This window comes from Actinomadura sp. 1N219 (assembly GCF_044326405.1).
Lineage (GTDB): Bacteria > Actinomycetota > Actinomycetes > Streptosporangiales > Streptosporangiaceae > Spirillospora.
The window spans coordinates 588254-606441 of the sequence record NZ_JBIRAY010000002.1 but is presented as its reverse complement, the minus strand read 5'-3'; the positions used below and the strand labels follow the sequence as shown (position 1 = coordinate 606441).

Here is an 18188-nt window from a genome sequence, read left to right as displayed (position 1 = left end):
GATGCGGTGCTCGGGCGGGTACAGGTCCCGTGGCGGGTTTCGCATGCGACGGAGGAGCTCCCATGACGGCCGTTGGCCCATTGCTGCCCAGCGACCCGGCTCAGCTCGGGCCGTACGAGCTGGTCGGACGGATCGGCGAGGGCGGGCAGAGCGTCGTCTACCTGGGGCGTCGCGAGAACGGCGATCAGGCCGCGGTGAAGCTGCTGCGCGACCGGTTCAGCCGCGATCCGGAATGGCGGGCGCGGTTCGAGCGGGAGATGCGGATGATCGGGCGGGTCGCCGGGTTCTGCACCGCCCAGGTCCTGGACGCCGACATCTCCGGCGACCTGCCGTACGTCGTCAGCGAGTACGTGCCGGGGCCGTCGCTCAGCGGGCTGGTGAACGAGAAGGGCCCGCGGACCGGGACCGACCTCGACCGGCTGGCGATCGGGACCGTGACGGCGCTGGCGGCGATCCACCGGGCGGGCATCCTGCACCGCGACTTCAAGCCGTCCAACGTGCTGATGGGCCCGGACGGGCCGCGTGTCATCGACTTCGGCATCGCGCGGATCGCCGGTGCGTCGGCGACCAAGGGCAGCGGGGTGGTCGGGACGCCGTCGTACATGGCGCCCGAGCAGGTCACCGACACCGACCTCGGCACCGGCGTGGACCTGTTCACGTGGGCGGCGACGATGCTGTTCGCGGCGACGGGACGGCACCCGTTCGGCAACGACACGATCTCCGCGGTGTTCCACCGGATCCTGAACTACGAGCCCGACCTGTCGGCGCTGCCGGAGTCGCTGCGCGGCGTCGTCGCGTCCTGCCTGGCCAAGGACCCGGCGCGGCGTCCGGAGGCGCAGGGCGTGCTGCTGAACCTGCTCGGCGGCGCCGAGACGATCGAGGACGACATGGGCCCGCTCAGCACCGGCGCCCATTTCGCGGGCGACCCGCGGACGCCGCCGTCCGCGCCGCCGACCGTGGGCCGGGCCGACCACTTGATGGGGACGGACTCGGGCGGGACCGGCCCCGGGATCGGTCTCGGGACAGGCCCCGGGCTGGGCCCCGCGATGGGCGGCCCGCCGGGGTACGCGCAGACGCCGCAGACCGTCCCGCCGCGGCGCAGCAGGCGCGGGCTGGGCATCGCCGCGGCAGCGGCTGCGGTGCTGCTCGCGGCCGGTGTGGGCGGGGCGGCGTGGGCGCTGCTGTCCGGCGGCTCGGGGGAGCAGCCCGCGAAGGCGGACGCGGCCGAGGCCGCGCCGCCCGCCGAGGCGGCCGCCGTCGCCGACCCGGCCGCGCAGGCGATCAAGACGGTGCTCAGCTTCGACCACGCGTCGCTCGACCAGAACGTGGCGGCGGCGCACCGGGTGTCGACGCCGCGGTACGGGGCCGACTACGACCGCCAGCTCGCGACCCGCGAGTACCGCGACGAGCTGAAGCAGAAGAAGGGCTCGGTGACGACGGAGATCGTCGACTCGGCGGTGGTGGCCGCCTCGTCGGGCACGGTCACCGTCCTGTCGTACGTCAAGCGGACGGTGCGCGCGGAGAACGCCGATCCGAGCCGGCTGCAGGACCCGATGCGGGCGACCATGGTCAAGCAGGGCGGCGGCTGGCTGCTCGACAGCCTGTACTCGCTGAAGGCGGCCTCGCCGCGCGCGGACACGGCGGGCGCGCCCTGGCCGGGGACGCAGGCGCGCGGGGCGCTCGACGCGGTGGCACGCGACCCGTCCGTCGCGGCGGGCACGCCCGTGGAGATCGGGCTGCGCTCGGGCGGGCAGGCGGACCGGCTGACGGCGCTCGTGACGCTCGGCGCGTGCAAGGGCGCGTGCACCGACCGGGACCAGGTGACCGTCCACCGGCTGCAGCTCCAGCTCACGGGCGGCGCCTGGAAGGTCGCGGGCAACGAGGCCCTCTGAGCGTGAAGCGCCCTGTGCGGGGCTGAGAGAGGCTCTGCACGCCGGAGGGGCGCCTCCCCTGCTTTGGGAGACGCCCCTCTTCGCGTGATCCTCAGGACTCGCGGGCCGTCCGCCTGCGAGTCGCCGCCACCGCGGCGCTGCCCGCGGCGATGGCCGTGATGCCGAGCAGGGCCAGCGGCAGCGCGTCGGTCCCGGTGACCGGCAGCTTCTTCGGCGGCGTGAAGTCGCCGACTCCGGCCGCGCCCGGCTTCATGGGCGAGGACGGGAGGTCGGGCAGCAGCGGCCCCGAAGGCGGGCCCGGCGGCGTCGGGCTCGGCGGCACCGGCGGGGTGGGCGGCGTCGGCGGGGTCGGGGGCGTCGGCGGGGTGGGCGGCGTCGGGGCCTGGCAGCCGCCGACGCAGGCCTTCGCCGACACGTTCGCCGACAGCGCGTTGCCCGCCGAGACCCCGGCGTTCGCGCCGACCGACAGGCCGGGCTCTTCGGCGGCCGCCGTGGTCCGGTTGCCCTGGCGCGTGCCCGAGCCCCCGCCCACGGACGCGTTCACGCCCGCGTTCACCCGGATGCCCCCGCTGCCGCCGTCCTTCGGCGCGCCGATGCCGACGCCGACGCCGAGGTCGAGGTTGAGCCCCGAGCCGCCGGTCCCGGTGGACGTCCCCGAGGGGCCGAGATCGAGGCTGAGCAGCGGCCTCGTGGTGTTCGTCGTCTTCGCTGCCTCCTTCGTGGGGGCCACGCCCGACAACAGGGACGCGGACCGTTCGGCGGAGGGCTGGGAGGTCTCAGCGTGTGAAACGCCGCTCATGGCGGCAATGCCGAGAACCGTCGCCCCCGCCGTCACCGCCAGTCTCCTACCGTGATGCACAGATTCTCCTGAGGGGAAAGTGGTTGCACAACCTGCGAGCACGTTTACACGTCCAGTAGTGGCTGTGAACAGCGATCCGATCATTTGGGTGTAGTTCCACAATCGGCCACTGTCCAAGTTGTGCACTCTTGGGGCGTGTCGTCCGTGCATGATCGGCCGGGCGTCCGAATGCCGCGCGGCCGGGATACTGGGGAGATGACCAGGGTCATCGCGGGGAGCGCGGGCGGACGGCGGCTGGCCGTCCCGCCGGGACGGGACACCAGGCCGACCAGCGACCGCGCCCGCGAGGGCCTGTTCGCCACCGTGCTGGCCCTGCTCGGCCCGCTGGACGGCCTGCGCGTCGCCGACCTCTACGCGGGATCGGGCGCCGTGGGCCTGGAGGCGCTGTCCCGGGGCGCCGCCCACGCGCTGCTCGTCGAGTCGCATCCGCGGGCGATGAAGGTGATCCGGAAGAACGCGGAGGCGCTGGGACTTCCGGGCGCCGTCCCGTGCGCGGACAAGGTCGAGCGGGTCGTCCGGAAGCCGCCGCCTGGGGAGCCGTACGACCTGATCTTCGCTGACCCGCCGTACGCGCTGGCGGACGCGTCCGTCGCCGTCCTTCTGGAAGACCTCCGCGACAACGGCTGGACGGCCCCGGACGCGCTGATCGTCGTGGAACGCGCCGCCCGCGGCCCGGCACTGCTCTGGCCGGACGGCTACGAGCCCGAACGAGACCGCCGCTACGGCGAAGCGGTGTTCTGGTACGGACGCGCCACCGGTCGGTAGCGCGCCACCGGTCGGTAACCCGCCACCGGCCGTTGAGACAAGCGGCTTCCGGGTATGGGCGAAGACATGAGGCCCGGCGTCGACCGTGCCGTAGGGCGTACCTGGATCCTCACCCTGGTGATGGTCATCGCGCTCATGGCGAACATCACCTACGTCCAGGGATTCCAGGCCCAGAGCCTGCGCGACGACTCGCTCAACGCCCGCCAGTTCGAGGACCGCTTCAAGATCGACCGGGGCCCCATCGTGGCGGACGGCGAGCGCCTCGCCTGGTCGGAGAAGGCCGACGACGAGCGCTACCGCCGCCGCTACAAGGACGGCCCGGCGTTCGCCCCCGTCACCGGCTACTTCTCGGTGTTCTCCCAGACCGGCCTGGAGGACGCGGAGAACCACTTCCTGGACGGGACCGACGACCGGCTCGCCACGTCCAACTTCGTCGACAAGCTCATCGGTAAGCACGTCCCGGGCGGGACGGTCGAGTCCACCGTCAGCGTCAAGGCGCAGCGCGTCGCCTACGACGCGCTCCAGGGCGCGGGCGCGCGACGGGCCGCGGCCGTCGTGCTCGACGCCGAAACGGGCGCGATCCTGGTGATGGCGTCGACGCCGTCCTACGACCCCGCGGAAGTGTCGACCCTCGACCGCGAGAAGGCGACGGACGCTTTCGACCGGCTCGGCGACCAGCCGCTCAAGCCGCTGCTCGACAAGGCGGCGAACGAGCTGTTCCCGCCGGGCTCCACGTTCAAGACCGTCGTCGCCGCGGCCGCGCTGGAGGCCGGGGCGAGCGAGAGCAGCCGCGTCAAGGCGGGCCGCAGCTACCGGCCGCCCCGCTCCGGGCAGGCGATCAACAACGACGCCGGCGACATCGGCGGCTCGTGCGACCTGAGCCAGATCCCGCTCATCGAGGCGTACGCCCAGTCGTGCAACACCACGTTCGCCTTCATGGGCGCGGAGGAGCCCGGGAACGACGCCGTCCACGCGGCGGCCGCGCGGTTCGGGTTCGGCGACCGGATCGAGTACGCCGACGGCCTGCGCAGCGCCGCCAGTTCTTTCCCGAAGACCAGCGAGCCGTCGCTCAGCGCGCTGGGCTCCATCGGCCAGGGCAGCACGGTCGCGTCGCCGCTCCAGATGGCGATGGTCGCCGCCGGGATCCTCAACGACGGCGTGGTCATGAAGCCGCGCCTGGTCGACAAGCTCCGCGCGCCGGACGGCTCCACGGTGGACGAGATCTCGCCCGCCCGGATGTCCACCGCGCTCACCGGGGACCAGGCCGAGCAGATGCGGGACATGATGAAGGCCGTCGTCGATCGAGGCACTGGGAAATCGCTGCGCGGGACGTCCGTCCTCGGCGGCAAGACCGGGACCGCCGACGTCGAGGGCGCGGCATACAACGACCGCTGGTTCATCGGGTTCGGCCCGCGCGACGACCCGAAGTACGCGGTCGCGGTGATGACCGAGGCGCCCGGGTACGGCATCGAGTCGGGCCCGATCGCCGCCGAGATCATCGACGCGCTGGACTGACGGAGGGGGTGACCGGACGGCCGGGGCGAAAGCGGGCGGAGCTCATGTGAAGGGACTCCCCGCACACCCCGGTGAAATGCGGGCCGAATGCGATTTGGTACGTTCGCGCCGCAGGTCAGAAACCGGGACCGAAAGGGTTCGCGCCGTGCGCCGTGTCGTCTGTCCGGGATCGTTCGACCCCGTCACCAACGGGCATCTCGACATCATCAGCCGCGCCTCCCGCCTCTACGACGAGGTGGTCGTCGCCGTGCTGATCAACAAGAACAAGAAGAGCCTGTTCACCGTCGACGAGCGCGCCGACATGATCTCCGAGGTCACCAAGGAGTACGGCAACATCAAGGTCGACACGTTCTACGGGCTCACCGTCGACTACTGCAGGGAGCAGAACATCCCGGTGATCGTCCGCGGGCTCCGGGCCGTCAGCGACTACGAGTACGAGCTGCAGATGGCCCAGATGAACCACCGCATCGCCGGCGTGGAGACGCTGTTCATGGCGACGAACCCCGAGTACGCGTTCCTGTCGTCCAGCCTGATGAAAGAGGTCGTCAAGTTCGGCGGCGACATCTCCGGGCTCGTCCCCGACCTCGTCCACGACCGGCTGGTCGAGCGGCTCAAGACGGACTGACCTCGACCTTCCCGCGCGGGGCCGTCCGCGGCCGGACGGGGCCCTCTCGCGCCGGCGGAACGAGCCCTCGCTGACCCCCTGCGAGGACGGAGACACGCACCGGCGGCCCTCCCTGGTGAGCGGCACCGCGAGTTGGGTCAACGGCCGTGTCTTCGGTACCCTGGGACATCGGCCATCACCGTGGTCGTCATTCTCATGCCTCACGAAAGCAGGAATCCACTGACACGTCTCGACCCCAACGCCCCTCTCGTGCTCGACACCCGAGCTCTGGGCAGGCAACCCGGGTCGTCGCGGGAGGAGAACCTGTCCGTGCCGGCACCGGAGAATTTCGGCGTCGAGATGGTGGGCGTCCCCGAGGGCGCCGCGATCGAGCTGGGCATCCGGCTCGAAGCGGTCCTGGAAGGGGTGCTCGTCACCGGCACGGCGACCGTCCCCCTCCGGGGGGAGTGCGCACGCTGCCTCGACCCGATCGCCTCGACCTTCGAGGCGGACTTCCAGGAACTCTTCGTCTACGACGACACCCGCTCCGGCGGGAACGCCGAGGACGACGAGCTCCGCCTCGAGGGCGACCTGATCGACCTCGAACCGGTCCTGCGGGACGCGGTGCTGCTCGCGCTGCCGCTGTCCCCGCTGTGCCGGGACGACTGCCCGGGCCTGTGCCCGGAGTGCGGTGCGCGGCTGGCGGACGCCGGACCCGGCCACCGCCACGACGTCGCCGACCCCCGGTGGGCGGCGCTGCAGGACCTCGCCGGCGACATGGCGCCGGCGTCCCCCGACCGGGGGAACGGGAGCAACGGCTCCCGTGCTTCATCCGATCGACGAGAAAGAAAGCAGGAGGGCTGACGTGGCCGTCCCGAAGCGGAAGAAGTCGCGCAGCAACACGCGGCACCGGCGCTCGAACTGGAAGACCCAGGCGCCGAACCTGGTCGAGTGCCCGACGTGCCGCGACCAGAAGCTGCCGCACACCGCGTGCGCGACCTGCGGCACCTACAACCGGCGCGAGGTCATCGCCCCGTCGGCCTGAGTCTTCTCGCATCCTGGGGGGCGGATCCGCGCGGACGGCGCGAACCGCCCCCCGATGCGGCAGGAACCAGGCATCCGACCACCCGGCGCGCGACGCCGGCGTGGTGACAGGCGCGGAGACTGAACGGACCGTCGAGCGAAGCTCGTCCGTTGAATGGCGGCGGGTGGGGGCTGGAGGACGGTTCACTGCGCCCGGAGCCGTGGTGCACGCCGGGATCAGCCGACCGGCGCGCACCTCGTCTTCGCGGACCCTCCTCGCCCGTCCTCGCCGGCCCGGCCGCCCAGGCCGCGCGCCCCAGACGCGACCGCGCCATGCGCGGTACACGGCCTGCGAGGAGGGCCCGTGAGCGGAAAGAAGAGCGATCCGGCGCCGGATCGCGCCGAACTGACCGGCGCCCTCGGCGTCGAAATGAGCGCCGAGCTGCTCGAACGCGCGCTGACGCACCGTTCGTACGCGTACGAGAACGGCGGCCTGCCCACCAACGAGCGCCTGGAGTTCCTCGGCGACTCGGTGCTCGGACTCGTCGTCACCGACACCCTGTTCCGCGGCCACCCGGACCTGCCGGAGGGGCAGCTCGCCAAGCTGCGCGCCGCCGTCGTCAACATGCGCGCCCTCGCGGGCGTCGCGCGCGGACTCGGCGTCGGCGCCCACATCCGGCTCGGCCGCGGCGAGGAGGGCACCGGGGGCCGCGACAAGGCCTCGATCCTCGCCGACACGCTGGAGGCGCTGATCGGCGCCGTCTACCTGGACCGCGGGCTGGACGAGGCGTCCGCGCTGGTGCACCGGCTCTTCGACGGGCTGATCGCCCGCTCGGCGGGCCTCGGCGCCGGCCTGGACTGGAAGACCTCGCTGCAGGAGCTCACCGCCGTGGAGGAGCTCGGCGTCCCCGAGTACCACGTCGCCGAGAGCGGCCCCGACCACCAGAAGACGTTCCGCGCGTCCGTGCGGGTCGGCGGGCGGACGTACGGGTCCGGTGAGGGCCGCAGCAAGAAGGAGGCCGAGCAGCACGCCGCCGAGGCCGCCTGGAACGAGATCCGCGAGATCGTCGTCCAGCGCGACGCCCCCGGCCAGCCGCGGGCGGCCGCCGGCGAGCGGGCCGGCCAGGGGCGGCAGCCCGCCGACGAGCAGCCCGGACAGGACGAGCAGACCGGACAGGACGAGCAGGCCGGACAGGCGGCCCAGGCCGGTGCCTGAGCTTCCCGAGGTCGAGGTCGTCCGGCGGGGCATGGACCGGTTCACGACGGGCCGTGCCATCGCGTCCGCCGAGGTCCTGCACCCGCGGGCGGTGCGCCGCCACGACGCGGGCCCCGCCGACTTCGCCGGCCGCCTCGCCGGACGCACCGTCCTGCCGCCCCGCCGCCGCGGCAAGTACCTGTGGCTGCCCCTCCGCGCCGACGGGGACGGGCCGCCGGGGGAGGCGCTCCTGGCCCACCTCGGGATGAGCGGCCAGCTGCTCGTCGGCGAGCCGGACCGGGAGCGCGAGAAGCATCTGCGGGTCCGGATCGTCTTCGACGACGGCGGCCTCGACCTGCGGTTCGTCGACCAGCGGACGTTCGGGCACCTCATGGTCGCCGACCTGGCGCCGGACGAGGTCGACGGGTCGGGGCTCGTCCCGGAGCCGATCGTCCACATCGCCGCCGACCCGCTGGAGGACGCCTTCGACGCGGAGGCGTTCTTCCGCGCCCTCCGCCGCCGCAGGACCGGGATCAAGCGGGCCCTGCTCGACCAGTCGCTGATCAGCGGCGTCGGCAACATCTACGCCGACGAGGCGCTGTGGCGGGCGAGGCTGCACTGGGCGCGGCCGACCGAGACGATGACCCGGGCGGAGGCCGCGCGCCTTCTGGAGGCTGCTCAGGACGTCATGGGCGCCGCCCTGGAGGTCGGCGGCACCTCGTTCGACAGGCTCTACGTCAACGTGAACGGCGAGAGCGGCTACTTCGAGCGCTCGCTGGACGCCTACGGCAGGCGGGACGAGCCGTGCCGCCGCTGCGGGACGCCCATCCGCCGGGACGAGTTCATGAACCGCTCGTCCTACAGCTGCCCCGTGTGCCAGCCGCGCCCCAGGCGGGCACGGTACTAGGGCGTGGATCGATGACCGGAACGGGGGACGCGATGGACGCCGACGACGAGACGGTGCGGCTGACGGCCTGGGTGCGCGGCCGCGTCCAGGGGGTCGGTTTCCGCTGGTGGGTGCGGTCGCGGGCGCTGGAGCTCGGCCTGGCCGGCAGCGCCGCCAACCTGCCCGACGGGCGCGTGGAGGTCGTCGCCGAGGGCCCCCGGGCCAAGTGCCGCCGCCTCCTGGAGCTGCTGGACGGCGACGACCCCGAGGCGGCCCGTCCGGGGAAGGTCACCGGCGTCACCGAGCGTTGGACCGGACCACGCGGCGAGGCCCCCGGTTTCCACGAGCGGTGACTGGGTAGGGAGCCCTGGTTTATACCTGCTAAACTAGTAGAGGAAGGTTGTTACCGGCCTGTGATGTGCGTCTTGACCAGGACACCGGCCGGTGCGACTCTAGACGATACGCGCACCGACTTCAGCAGATTCTCGTGCGCGATCCCTGCTGGTTACTCAGCGTGGAGGACCCTTAGTCATGGCGAAGGCTCTACTCGGCCACGTCGGCGGTCCCGACCCCCGGATGGTCGCGGAGATGCGGCGCCTTCAGCAGCGCGTACGTGATCTGGAAGCCGAGCTCGTACGGCTCCAGGCGGAGAACGACGCGCTTGCGACGGCGACGGACGACGATGTGATGTCGCTTCCGGTGAAGGACCGTGAACCGGCGCTGACCTGATCGGCGCCCGCTTCTCAAGATTGAACAGGGACGCCGCCACTTGGCGTCCCTTAGTTATGCCTGTCTACCCAGGGGGGCGACCCCCTGGAACCCCCGTCAGCGAGCCGGTCGATCCTCACGCCACGGCGCGGGTCTGCTGTGACCGTGCGGGTTTGCGGCGTGGCGCTGCGGTCGCCCGGCTCGGCGGGTCGTGCGACCTCCGGCGCTGGGCGCCTCCGGCCGCACGACCCGTGACCCCGGCTGAGGCCCGGTCCAAGCAGGCAAAACCTGACCCGTCCAGGTATGGACGCGGTCGCCGTTCGTCCATTTCTGGGAAGCGGGGACGTTCGCCATTTCCGCGCACCCCCGCGACGCCCCATCGGAAACCAGTCAAGATTCGGTCAACATCGGCCCTTTTTCGGTTTGTCCGACCCTGACGGTTTTGTGGCAATTGCTGGCATCGGGGTACCCGAACGTCCGCGAAGACCGTTGTCACCCGCAGCGGCGCAAACTGCGCAACCAATGGCCGCACCCACCTCAGCCACCACCCCAGCCCCGCACACACCCAAACCGTCGCGATCGCGTCCGAAGGCAGGTTCGAGCGAAGCGAGAACCTGATCGCGCAGCGAGCCGCCAAGGCGAGCCGGAGCGATGCCAGCGATCGCACAGCGTTCCTCGACGATGGAGGGCCCCCGGGCCCGAAGGAGGAGAGAAACGCAGCAAACACAGTATCGTTCGACGGATGTTGTCGGCCCGTGTGTGGAGAAGGGGGACGGAGCACGCGTGTACCTGAAGAATCTGACGTTGCGCGGCTTCAAGTCCTTCGCGTCGTCCACCACGTTGAAGTTCGAGCCGGGCATCACGGCCGTCGTCGGGCCGAACGGGTCGGGCAAGTCGAACGTCGTGGACGCGCTGGCCTGGGTGATGGGGGAGCAGGGCGCGAAGTCGCTGCGCGGCGGCAAGATGGAGGACGTCATCTTCGCCGGCACCGCGAGCCGGGCGCCGCTCGGGCGCGCCGAGGTCGTGCTGACGATCGACAACTCCGACGGCGCGCTGCCGATCGACTACACCGAGGTCACGATCAGCCGGCTGATGTTCCGGTCGGGGTCGAGCGAGTACGCGATCAACGGCGACGCGTGCCGGCTGCTGGACATCCAGGAGCTGCTGTCCGACTCGGGCATCGGCCGCGAGATGCACGTGATCATCGGGCAGGGGCAGCTCGACCGCGTCCTGCACTCGGGCCCTGAGGGGCGCCGGGCGGTGATCGAGGAGGCGGCGGGCGTCCTGAAGCACCGCAAGCGGAAGGAGAAGGCGCTCCGCAAGCTGGACGCGATGCAGGGCAACCTGACGCGCGTCCAGGATTTGACCGGTGAGCTGCGGCGGCAGCTGAAGCCGCTGGGCAGGCAGGCGGAGATCGCGCGCAAGGCCGCCGTCATCCAGGCCGACCTGCGGGACGCGCGGCTCAGGCTGCTGGCCGACGATCTGGTCACGCTGCGGACGAGGCTGGACCAGGAGGCCGCGGACGAGGCCGCGATCCGGGAGCGCCGCACGGAGACGGAGCGGGCGCTGGCGGAGGCGCAGGAGCGCGAGGGTGTGCTGGAGGCGGAGGAGGCCGAGCAGGCGCCGAGGCTCGCGCAGGTGCAGGACACGTGGTTCCAGCTGTCGGCGTTGAAGGAGCGGCTGCGCGGCGTCGCGGATCTCGCGGCCGAGCGGCACCGGAACGCGGCCGAGGCGCGCGAGGAGGACCGGCGCGGGCGCGATCCCGAGGACATGGAGCGTGAGGCGGCCGAGATCCGCGAGCAGGAGGAGATGCTCCGGGCGGCGCTGGACGAGGCGCAGGACGGCCTGTCGCGCGCGGTGGAGGAGCGGTCGGGCGCCGAGGAGGCCCTCGCGGCCGAGGAGCGCAGGCTGCAGGCCGCCGCGCGAGCGGCCGCCGACCGCCGCGAGGAGCTGGCCCGGCTGCGCGGACGCGTCGAGGCGCTGCGCAGCAAGGCGCAGGCCGGGCGGTCGGAGATCGGGCGGCTCGCCGACGCGCGGGAAGAGGCCGGGCAGCGCGCCGAGTCGGCGCAGACCGAGTTCGAGGCGTTCGAGGCCGAGGTCGTCGAGGATCCGGCGCTGGCGGCGGAGCATGAGGCCGTCCAGGAGGCGCTCGCCACGGCCAAGGACGCCGCCGAGTCGGCGCGGGCGGGGGTGGACGGTCCGTGCCGCGCGCTGAAGGAGGCCCGGACGGCCGTGGGCTCGGCCCGTTCGGCCGACCAGGCGGCGCAGAAGAAGGTCGCCGCGCTGCAGGCCCGGATCGAGGCACTGAACCTGACGCTGTCCAGCGCCGCCGACGGCGGGGAGGCCCTGCTGTCGGCGGGTTCGGACGGTTCGCTCGACGGTGTTCTCGGGACGGTGGCGTCGCTGCTGAACGTCCGTCCCGGGTATGAGACGGCGGTCGCGGCGGCGCTCGGGAACGCCGCGGAGGCCATCGCGGTCGGTTCGCTCGACACCGCTGAGGCCGCGCTGACGCTGCTGCGTTCGCGCGATGCCGGACGGGCCGGGCTGCTCATCGGCGGGGGAGCGGCCACGCCGTGGGGCCGGGTCCAAGGTGTCGACTATGCGGTCGATGCAGTGAACGTGCCGGATTCTGTGCGTCCTGCGGTTGAGCATCTACTGCGTGATGTGGCCGTGGTGGACGACGTCCCAACCGCGGCTGCGCTCGTCCGTAGGGAACCGTCTGTGCGGGCCGTTACCCGCGACGGCGAACTCGTGGGCGCGCACTGGGCGCAGGGAGGCGCGGCGGGCGGCGGCCAGAGTCTTCTGCAGATGCGCGCGACGTTGGATCAGGCCGCTGAGGACTTGACTGCGGCCGAGACGGCGGCGAGTACAGCCGCCGAGGACCTCAGTCTGTCGATAGAGCGTGAGCAGGCCGCACAGGCGGCGCTGGAGGGCGCGGAAGCCGCCGCCGCCGAAGCCCAGTCGAGCGTGAACCAGGCCCAGGCCGAGCTTGACCGCGTCCGCGCGCGCTTGCGCGAGTTCGACGCGCAGGCCGCTCAGGAGGCCCAGCGCGCCGCCCGCCTGGAGGCCGACGTGCGCGCCGCCCGCGGCGAGGCGGAGCGGCTGACGAAGGCGCTCGACGCGGCCAACGAGTCCCTTGAGCGCGACACCGAGGCGGCCGACGAGCTCGCGATGCGGCTCGCCGAGTCGGAGGAGGCCGCGGAGGTCGCCGACGAGGCCGGGCACGACACCGACGCCCGCGACGAGCTGAACGCCCGCTGCCAGGAGCTGCGCGCCGCCGAGATGGAGTCGCGGCTGACGGTCCGCACCGCCGAGGAGCGCGTCCAGGCCATCGCCGGACGCGCCGACGCGCTGGAACGCGGAGCCCGCCGCGAACGCGAGGAACGGGCCCGCGCCGCGCAGCGCCGCGCCCGCCGCGAGCAGCAGGCCAGGGTCGCCGACGCCGTCCTCAAGGGCGCGCGGACGGCCCTGGAGCGCATCGAGCACTCCCTGGCCGCCGCCGTCCGGCGCAGGGAGGCCGCCGAGCAGGCCAAGGCCGCCCGCGAGGCCGAGGTGAAGGTCGTCCGGGCGCAGGTGCGCGAACTGTCCGGGACGCTCGAACGGCTCGTCAACGTCGTCCACGGCAACGAGGTCGCCCGCGCCGAACAACGGCTCCGGCTGGAGCAGTTCGAGCAGCGCGCATTGGAGGAGTTCGGCCTGGAGGTCGAGGCGCTCGTGTCGGAGTACGGGCCCGATCAGCCCGTCCCGCCCGACCCCGAGAAAGACACCGGCCCGGACGGGGAGAATGGCGCTGTAGCACAGCCCGTCCCCTACGACAGGGCCGTCCAGGAAAAGCGCGCCAAAGTCGCGGAACGGCAGCTCAACCAGCTCGGCAAAGTCAATCCGCTGGCGCTGGAGGAGTTCGCCGCGCTGGAGGAGCGGCACGCGTTCCTGACCTCCCAACTGGAAGACCTGAAGAAGACCCAGCGGGAACTTCTCGGCCTCGTCAAAGAGGTGGACGAACGCGTCCAGCAGGTGTTCGCCGCCGCCTACGACGACACCGCCCGCGAATTCGAACGCATTTTCGCCCGGCTGTTCCCCGGCGGTGAGGGCAGCCTGTCGCTGACCGAGCCGGACGACATGCTCGCCACCGGCGTCGAGGTCGCGGCGCGCCCGCCCGGCAAGAAGGTCAAGCGGCTGTCGCTGCTGTCGGGCGGCGAGCGGTCGCTGGTCGCGATCGCGTTCCTCGTCGCCGTCTTCAAGGCCAGGCCCTCGCCGTTCTACGTCCTGGACGAGGTCGAGGCCGCGCTGGACGACACCAACACGCAGCGGCTCATCACCGTCTTCGAGGAGCTGCGCGAGTCGTCCCAGATCATCCTGATCACCCACCAGAAGCGGACGATGGAGGGCGCCGACGCCCTCTACGGCGTCAGCATGCGCGGCGACGGCGTCACCCAGGTCGTCAGCCAGCGGCTGCACGAGCGCGCCTGAATTTCCTATGGGCGGGTGATATCCGCCACCTTTCCCTGGAACGTTACATCGTCCGATGGTCCATATTTCGGACGGTCCCTGGATCTGGTCCGCTGTATTTTCGGCGTCCTATAACGGTTTGGCACGGGGGCATTTGCGCCGGTAACGGGATGGTCCGTGCGGCCAAGATGCACCGAACGTGACGGCGCGGCGACGCTCACGGGCTTGTGTGCCTTGGACCCATCCACTACGCATAGGCACCGTGGTTCTCCGGCTCCCCCCTTGCCGGGCACCCCCGCCCGGTGCGGAGAACCGCTGGAAGGGTGATGTCCGTGGATCCGCAGAAACTCAAAGACAATTTCGCCCTGGTGGCCGTGAACGGCGCGGACGTCGCCGAATATTTCTACGCGGACCTTTTCGCGCGGGAACCGCAGCTCAGGTCGATGTTCCCGGCCGGGATGACCAGGCAGCACGAGCTCCTGCTCGGCGCGCTGTCCCAGATCGTCTCGACCGTCGACGACGAGGACGAGCTCGTCCCGTTCCTGCGGGACCTCGGCCGCCGGCACCACGGCTTCGGCGTCGTCGCCGAGCACTACGCGCCCGTCGGCGCCAGCCTCATCGCCACCCTCGCCTACTTCAGCGGGCCCGCCTGGACCGAGGACCTCGAACACGACTGGACGGCCGCCTACGGCCTCGTCGCCAAGGTCATGTCCGAGGCCGCCGCGGAGCTCGTCTCCTGATACGACGTGGACGCCCAGCGCCTGAAAGACAACTTCGCGCACGTCGCCGAGCAAGGCGACGCCGTCGCGCTCTTCTTCTACTCCGACCTGTTCGTGCGCAACCCGCACCTGCGCGACATGTTCCCGATCGGGATGAGCCACCAGCGCGACAAGCTGCTGCGCGCCCTCGGGCACATCGTCGCCCAGGTCGACGACCTGTCCAACCTCGTCCCGTTCCTCCAGCAGCTCGGCCGTGACCACCGCAGGTTCGGGATCGTCGCCGAGCACTACCCGCACGTCGGCGCCAGCCTCGTCGCCACGCTCCGGCACTTCTCCGGGGACACCTGGTCCGACGAGATCGAGAGCGACTGGACCGCCGCCTACACCCTCCTCGCCAAGGTCATGCTGGAAGCCGCCGACGAGGACTCCCTGACCAGGCCCGCCTGGTGGAACGGCCAGGTCGTCGCGGTCGAACGGCGCCGGTTCGACATCACCGTCCTGCGCGTCCAGCCCGACCGGCCGCTGCCGTACCAGCCCGGCCAGTCCGTCGCGCTCGAGGTGCCGTCCCGGCTGCGGCACTGGCGCTACTACTCGATGGCGAACGCGCCACGCCCCGACCACAGCGTCGACTTCCACGTCCGGCTCGTGGACGGGGGCCCGGTCAGCTCCGTCCTCGTGCGCGCCACCGAGACCGGCGACCGCGTCCGGATGGGCGCCCCCGTCGGCACCCTCACACTGGACGAGTCGTCCGGACGGGACGTCATGCTCATCGCGGGCAGCACCGGCCTGGCCCCGCTCAAGGCGATCCTGGAGCAGATCGCCCGCCGTCAAAGCCCGCCGCGCGTCCACCTGTTCTTCGGCGCCCGGACCCGCGACGGCCTGTACGACCTGGAGCACCTGAGCAAGCTCGCCGGCGAGTTCCCCTGGCTCACCGTCGTCCCCGCGGTGTCGGAGGAATCCGGCGGGCACGGGTTCTCGCCCGTCCTCCAGTCGGGACCGCAGCCGGGAACGCAGTCATGGTTCGAGGCGGGCCCCCAGCCGGGACCGTCCCCGGTCGACGGCGACGTCGAGCACGGGAACCTGTCCGACGTCGTGGCCAGGCGCGGCCCCTGGGACGACCACGACGCGTACGTGTGCGGGCCCCCCGCGATGGTGGGGCACACCGCCGAGCAGCTCGCGCTGCTCGGCGTCCCGCGGGACCGCATCCGGTTGGAAACCTTCGCAGACGCACAGAGGTGAGCGCGTTGAACCCACCGAACCTTCCCGTCGTTACCGAGGGCACGCGGCTGACCCCGGGCGAGCTCCGGTCGGTGGAATTCGCCCGCGCCGCGCTCGGCCGCCGCGGTTACGACGAGGAGGAGGTCCGCGCCTTCCTGGCGTACGTCGAGCGGGAACTCGTCCAGGTCTTCAACGACAAGGCCGCGCTCGGCGACGAGGTCAACCGGCTCCGCGCCCAGGCCGCCGGCGGGAACGGCGTGTTGGCGCCCGAGGACGCCCACTTCCAGGCCGTCCGGATCCTGTCGCAGGCCCAGCAGACCGCCGACCTGTACGTCGCGGACGCCGAGCGCTACACCCGCGAACTCGCCCACGAGGCCCGGCTGCACCGCGAGGCGATCCTGTCCGACGCCAAGGGACGCGCCGAGCAGATGCTGGAACACGCCCACCGCAAGGCAGCCGCCGTCGCCGACGCCGCCGTCCGGACCGCCGAACAGCACGCACGGGCCTCCTCCGCCCGCCCGCGGGCCCTGCCGGACGACGAACGCCGCGCGATGGAACGCGAGATCGCCTACCTGCGCACCTACAGCGACGTCTACCGCACCCACCTGCGCTCCTACCTGGAAGCGCTCCTCCGCAACGTCGACGAATGGGAGAACTCCGAACGCGCTGCGTTGCCTTAGCGTTTTTCTCCTCCTTCGGGCCCTGGGGGCCCTCCATCGTCGAGAAACGCGGTGCGATCGCTGCATCGCTTCGGCTCGCCTGGCGGCTCGCTGCGCGATCAGGTTTCTCGCAGGCTCGAAACCTGCCTTCGGACGCGATCGCGACGGTTTGGGTTGTTGCGGGGTTGCGGCGGTGGCTGGTGCGGTCTCGTCCGTGGAGTTCCAGGGGTTGGCCGGTGGGGTCCAGGGGGCTGGCCGTGGGGTTCCGGGGGTTGGCCGTGGGTTCCCGTGGTCTCCCGTGGGTTCCGGGGGGTTGGCCGTGGGGTTCCAGGGGGTTGGCGCGTTGGGTAGGTGGCTTCTGGAAAACTGGGGGCGCTATGGAATATCTGATCGTCATTGCCGCGCTGGTGGTCGTCGGGTTGATCGTCGGCGGTGTCCTGTTGGTGCGCCCGCGTCGGGGGCGGCCTCCTGCCGAGCGTCCGGGCGAACGTCCCGCCGAGGGGGCGGGGGGCGCTACCGCCGTCGATGAGGCGGAGGGCGGCGCTTCCACCGTTGAGCGGGCGCCGCCTACGGAGGTTCCGCCGCCGCGGCCCACGATCGAGATCGAGAAACCGCCGCCGGGCGCGGGACGGCTGGTCAGGCTGAGGGCGCGGCTCGCGCGCTCCCAGAACACCTTCGGCAAGACCCTGCTCGGGCTGCTGTCGCGCGAGACGCTCGACGACGACGCCTGGGAGGAGATCGAGGACACCTTGATCACCGCCGACCTCGGCGCCGCCGTGGCCCGTCAGGTCACCGATGATCTGCGGACGCGGGTGCAGGTCCTCGGCACGCGCAGCCCGGGCGAGGTCCGCGAGATGCTCAAGGAGGAGCTGGTCAAGCAGATCGGCGCGGACCTGGACCGGTCGCTGCACACCGACACGCCCGGCGAGCGTCCCGCCGTGCTGATGGTCGTCGGCGTCAACGGCACCGGCAAGACGACCACGTGCGGGAAGCTCGGCCGCGTGCTCGTCGGCGACGGGAAGACCGTGCTCGTCGGGGCCGCCGACACGTTCCGCGCCGCCGCCGCCGACCAGCTGGAGACGTGGGCGAACCGGGTGGGGGCGCAGGTCGTCCGGAAGGACGAGGGCGCCGACCCCGCCAGCGTCGCGTTCGACGCCGTCAAGCAGGGCATCGACACCAAGGTCGACGTGGTGATCATCGACACCGCGGGGCGGCTGCACACCAAGACCGGGCTGATGGACGAGCTCGGCAAGATCAAGCGGGTCGTGGAGAAGCAGGCCACGGTCGACGAGGTGCTGCTCGTCCTGGACGCCACGACCGGGCAGAACGGCATGCAGCAGGCCCGCGTGTTCGCCGAAGTCGTCAACATCACCGGCGTCGTCCTGACGAAGCTGGACGGCACCGCGAAGGGCGGCATCGTCGTCCAGGTGCAGCGGGAGCTGGGCGTCCCGGTCAAGCTCGTCGGGCTCGGCGAGGGACCGGACGATCTCGCCCCCTTCGAGCCCGAGGCCTTTGTCGACGCCATCCTGGGAGACTGAAAAAGCGGGCCAATATTGCAGAAATGCGGTTTGTGAGGATTTGGAAACACCGGTGAAACACGCCGGGACCGGGTTTCACACCGCGGAAACGTAGGAGCCCCTCAGCCGAAACCGCCGCGCCCGAGTCTCTGAGCAGTCACGTTCCCCTGGCGAGGAGG

Annotated in this window: 16 protein-coding genes; 15 read left to right on the top strand and 1 reads right to left on the bottom strand. The window is 71.8% G+C overall.

What is annotated here, in order from left to right:
* Positions 1 to 62: 62 nt before the first annotated feature.
* A complete protein-coding gene (locus ACH35V_RS11540; protein WP_395971886.1) occupies positions 63 to 1892 on the top strand; it encodes a serine/threonine-protein kinase in 1830 nt (609 codons plus the stop codon).
* A 91-nt stretch (positions 1893 to 1983) separates the two neighbouring features.
* Here the strand turns inward: ACH35V_RS11540 and ACH35V_RS11535 are convergent, their stop codons facing one another.
* The gene (locus ACH35V_RS11535) at positions 1984 to 2691 is read right to left on the bottom strand and encodes an LPXTG cell wall anchor domain-containing protein (protein WP_395971884.1); all 708 of its coding nucleotides are present in this window, start codon (positions 2689 to 2691) and stop codon (positions 1984 to 1986) included.
* 255 nt (positions 2692 to 2946) lie between these two features.
* Here ACH35V_RS11535 and rsmD point away from each other — a divergent pair, with 255 nt between their 5' ends.
* From rsmD to ftsY, 14 genes are all read left to right on the top strand, one after another.
* The gene (gene rsmD, locus ACH35V_RS11530) at positions 2947 to 3516 is read left to right on the top strand and encodes a 16S rRNA (guanine(966)-N(2))-methyltransferase RsmD (protein ID WP_395971882.1); all 570 of its coding nucleotides are present in this window, start codon (positions 2947 to 2949) and stop codon (positions 3514 to 3516) included.
* A gap of 54 nt (positions 3517 to 3570) precedes the next feature.
* The gene (locus tag ACH35V_RS11525) at positions 3571 to 5031 is read left to right on the top strand and encodes a penicillin-binding transpeptidase domain-containing protein (RefSeq protein WP_395971881.1); all 1461 of its coding nucleotides are present in this window, start codon (positions 3571 to 3573) and stop codon (positions 5029 to 5031) included.
* A gap of 145 nt (positions 5032 to 5176) precedes the next feature.
* Positions 5177 to 5656: a pantetheine-phosphate adenylyltransferase gene (gene coaD, locus ACH35V_RS11520; protein ID WP_395971880.1), complete on the top strand. Its 480-nt coding sequence runs from the start codon at positions 5177 to 5179 to the stop codon at positions 5654 to 5656.
* Between the two features lie 195 nt (positions 5657 to 5851).
* Positions 5852 to 6499 carry a YceD family protein gene (locus ACH35V_RS11515; protein WP_395971879.1) on the top strand — a complete coding sequence of 216 codons (648 nt, stop codon included), beginning with the start codon at positions 5852 to 5854 and terminating at the stop codon, positions 6497 to 6499.
* A gap of 1 nt (position 6500) precedes the next feature.
* Complete coding sequence (rpmF, locus tag ACH35V_RS11510; protein WP_131967554.1) at positions 6501 to 6680, top strand: 50S ribosomal protein L32; 180 nt, start codon at positions 6501 to 6503, stop codon at positions 6678 to 6680.
* 408 nt (positions 6681 to 7088) lie between these two features.
* The gene (gene rnc / locus ACH35V_RS11505) at positions 7089 to 7874 is read left to right on the top strand and encodes a ribonuclease III (RefSeq protein ID WP_395972055.1); all 786 of its coding nucleotides are present in this window, start codon (positions 7089 to 7091) and stop codon (positions 7872 to 7874) included.
* Entirely contained in the window at positions 7867 to 8760 is an 894-nt protein-coding gene (gene mutM, locus ACH35V_RS11500; protein ID WP_395971877.1) for a bifunctional DNA-formamidopyrimidine glycosylase/DNA-(apurinic or apyrimidinic site) lyase, read from the top strand. The genes rnc and mutM overlap by 8 nt, the downstream gene beginning before the upstream one ends.
* Positions 8761 to 8792: 32 nt before the next feature.
* Positions 8793 to 9092 (top strand): acylphosphatase, encoded by a 300-nt coding sequence (locus ACH35V_RS11495; RefSeq protein ID WP_395972053.1) that lies wholly within the window; start codon positions 8793 to 8795, stop codon positions 9090 to 9092.
* A gap of 178 nt (positions 9093 to 9270) precedes the next feature.
* Positions 9271 to 9468 (top strand): hypothetical protein, encoded by a 198-nt coding sequence (locus tag ACH35V_RS11490; RefSeq protein ID WP_131967557.1) that lies wholly within the window; start codon positions 9271 to 9273, stop codon positions 9466 to 9468.
* A 762-nt stretch (positions 9469 to 10230) separates the two neighbouring features.
* Complete coding sequence (smc, locus tag ACH35V_RS11485; RefSeq protein WP_395971876.1) at positions 10231 to 13917, top strand: chromosome segregation protein SMC; 3687 nt, start codon at positions 10231 to 10233, stop codon at positions 13915 to 13917.
* Positions 13918 to 14228: 311 nt separating this feature from the next.
* A complete protein-coding gene (locus ACH35V_RS11480) occupies positions 14229 to 14636 on the top strand; it encodes a globin domain-containing protein (RefSeq protein ID WP_395971875.1) in 408 nt (135 codons plus the stop codon).
* Between the two features lie 6 nt (positions 14637 to 14642).
* Positions 14643 to 15854, top strand: a complete 1212-nt coding sequence (locus ACH35V_RS11475) for a globin domain-containing protein (RefSeq protein WP_395971874.1) — start codon at positions 14643 to 14645, stop codon at positions 15852 to 15854.
* 5 nt (positions 15855 to 15859) lie between these two features.
* On the top strand, positions 15860 to 16513 hold the full coding sequence (locus ACH35V_RS11470; protein WP_395971873.1) for a DivIVA domain-containing protein: 654 nt from the start codon (positions 15860 to 15862) through the stop codon (positions 16511 to 16513).
* A 356-nt stretch (positions 16514 to 16869) separates the two neighbouring features.
* Positions 16870 to 18030 carry a signal recognition particle-docking protein FtsY gene (gene ftsY, locus ACH35V_RS11465; RefSeq protein WP_395971872.1) on the top strand — a complete coding sequence of 387 codons (1161 nt, stop codon included), beginning with the start codon at positions 16870 to 16872 and terminating at the stop codon, positions 18028 to 18030.
* Positions 18031 to 18188: the final 158 nt, after the last annotated feature.

Excerpts from the sequence above, each read along its gene's own strand:
- ACH35V_RS11525 (WP_395971881.1), top strand. The coding sequence starts at position 3,571 with ATGGGCGAAGACATGAGGCCCGGCGTCGACCGTGCCGTAGGGCGTACC.
- rsmD (WP_395971882.1), top strand. The coding sequence starts at position 2,947 with ATGACCAGGGTCATCGCGGGGAGCGCGGGCGGACGGCGGCTGGCCGTC.
- ACH35V_RS11515 (WP_395971879.1), top strand. The coding sequence starts at position 5,852 with ATGCCTCACGAAAGCAGGAATCCACTGACACGTCTCGACCCCAACGCC.
- ACH35V_RS11490 (WP_131967557.1), top strand. The coding sequence starts at position 9,271 with ATGGCGAAGGCTCTACTCGGCCACGTCGGCGGTCCCGACCCCCGGATG.
- rnc (WP_395972055.1), top strand. The coding sequence starts at position 7,089 with ATGAGCGCCGAGCTGCTCGAACGCGCGCTGACGCACCGTTCGTACGCG.
- ACH35V_RS11540 (WP_395971886.1), top strand. The coding sequence starts at position 63 with ATGACGGCCGTTGGCCCATTGCTGCCCAGCGACCCGGCTCAGCTCGGG.
- ACH35V_RS11535 (WP_395971884.1), bottom strand. The coding sequence starts at position 2,691 with ATGAGCGGCGTTTCACACGCTGAGACCTCCCAGCCCTCCGCCGAACGG.
- ACH35V_RS11495 (WP_395972053.1), top strand. The coding sequence starts at position 8,793 with ATGGACGCCGACGACGAGACGGTGCGGCTGACGGCCTGGGTGCGCGGC.
- ftsY (WP_395971872.1), top strand. The coding sequence starts at position 16,870 with ATGGAATATCTGATCGTCATTGCCGCGCTGGTGGTCGTCGGGTTGATC.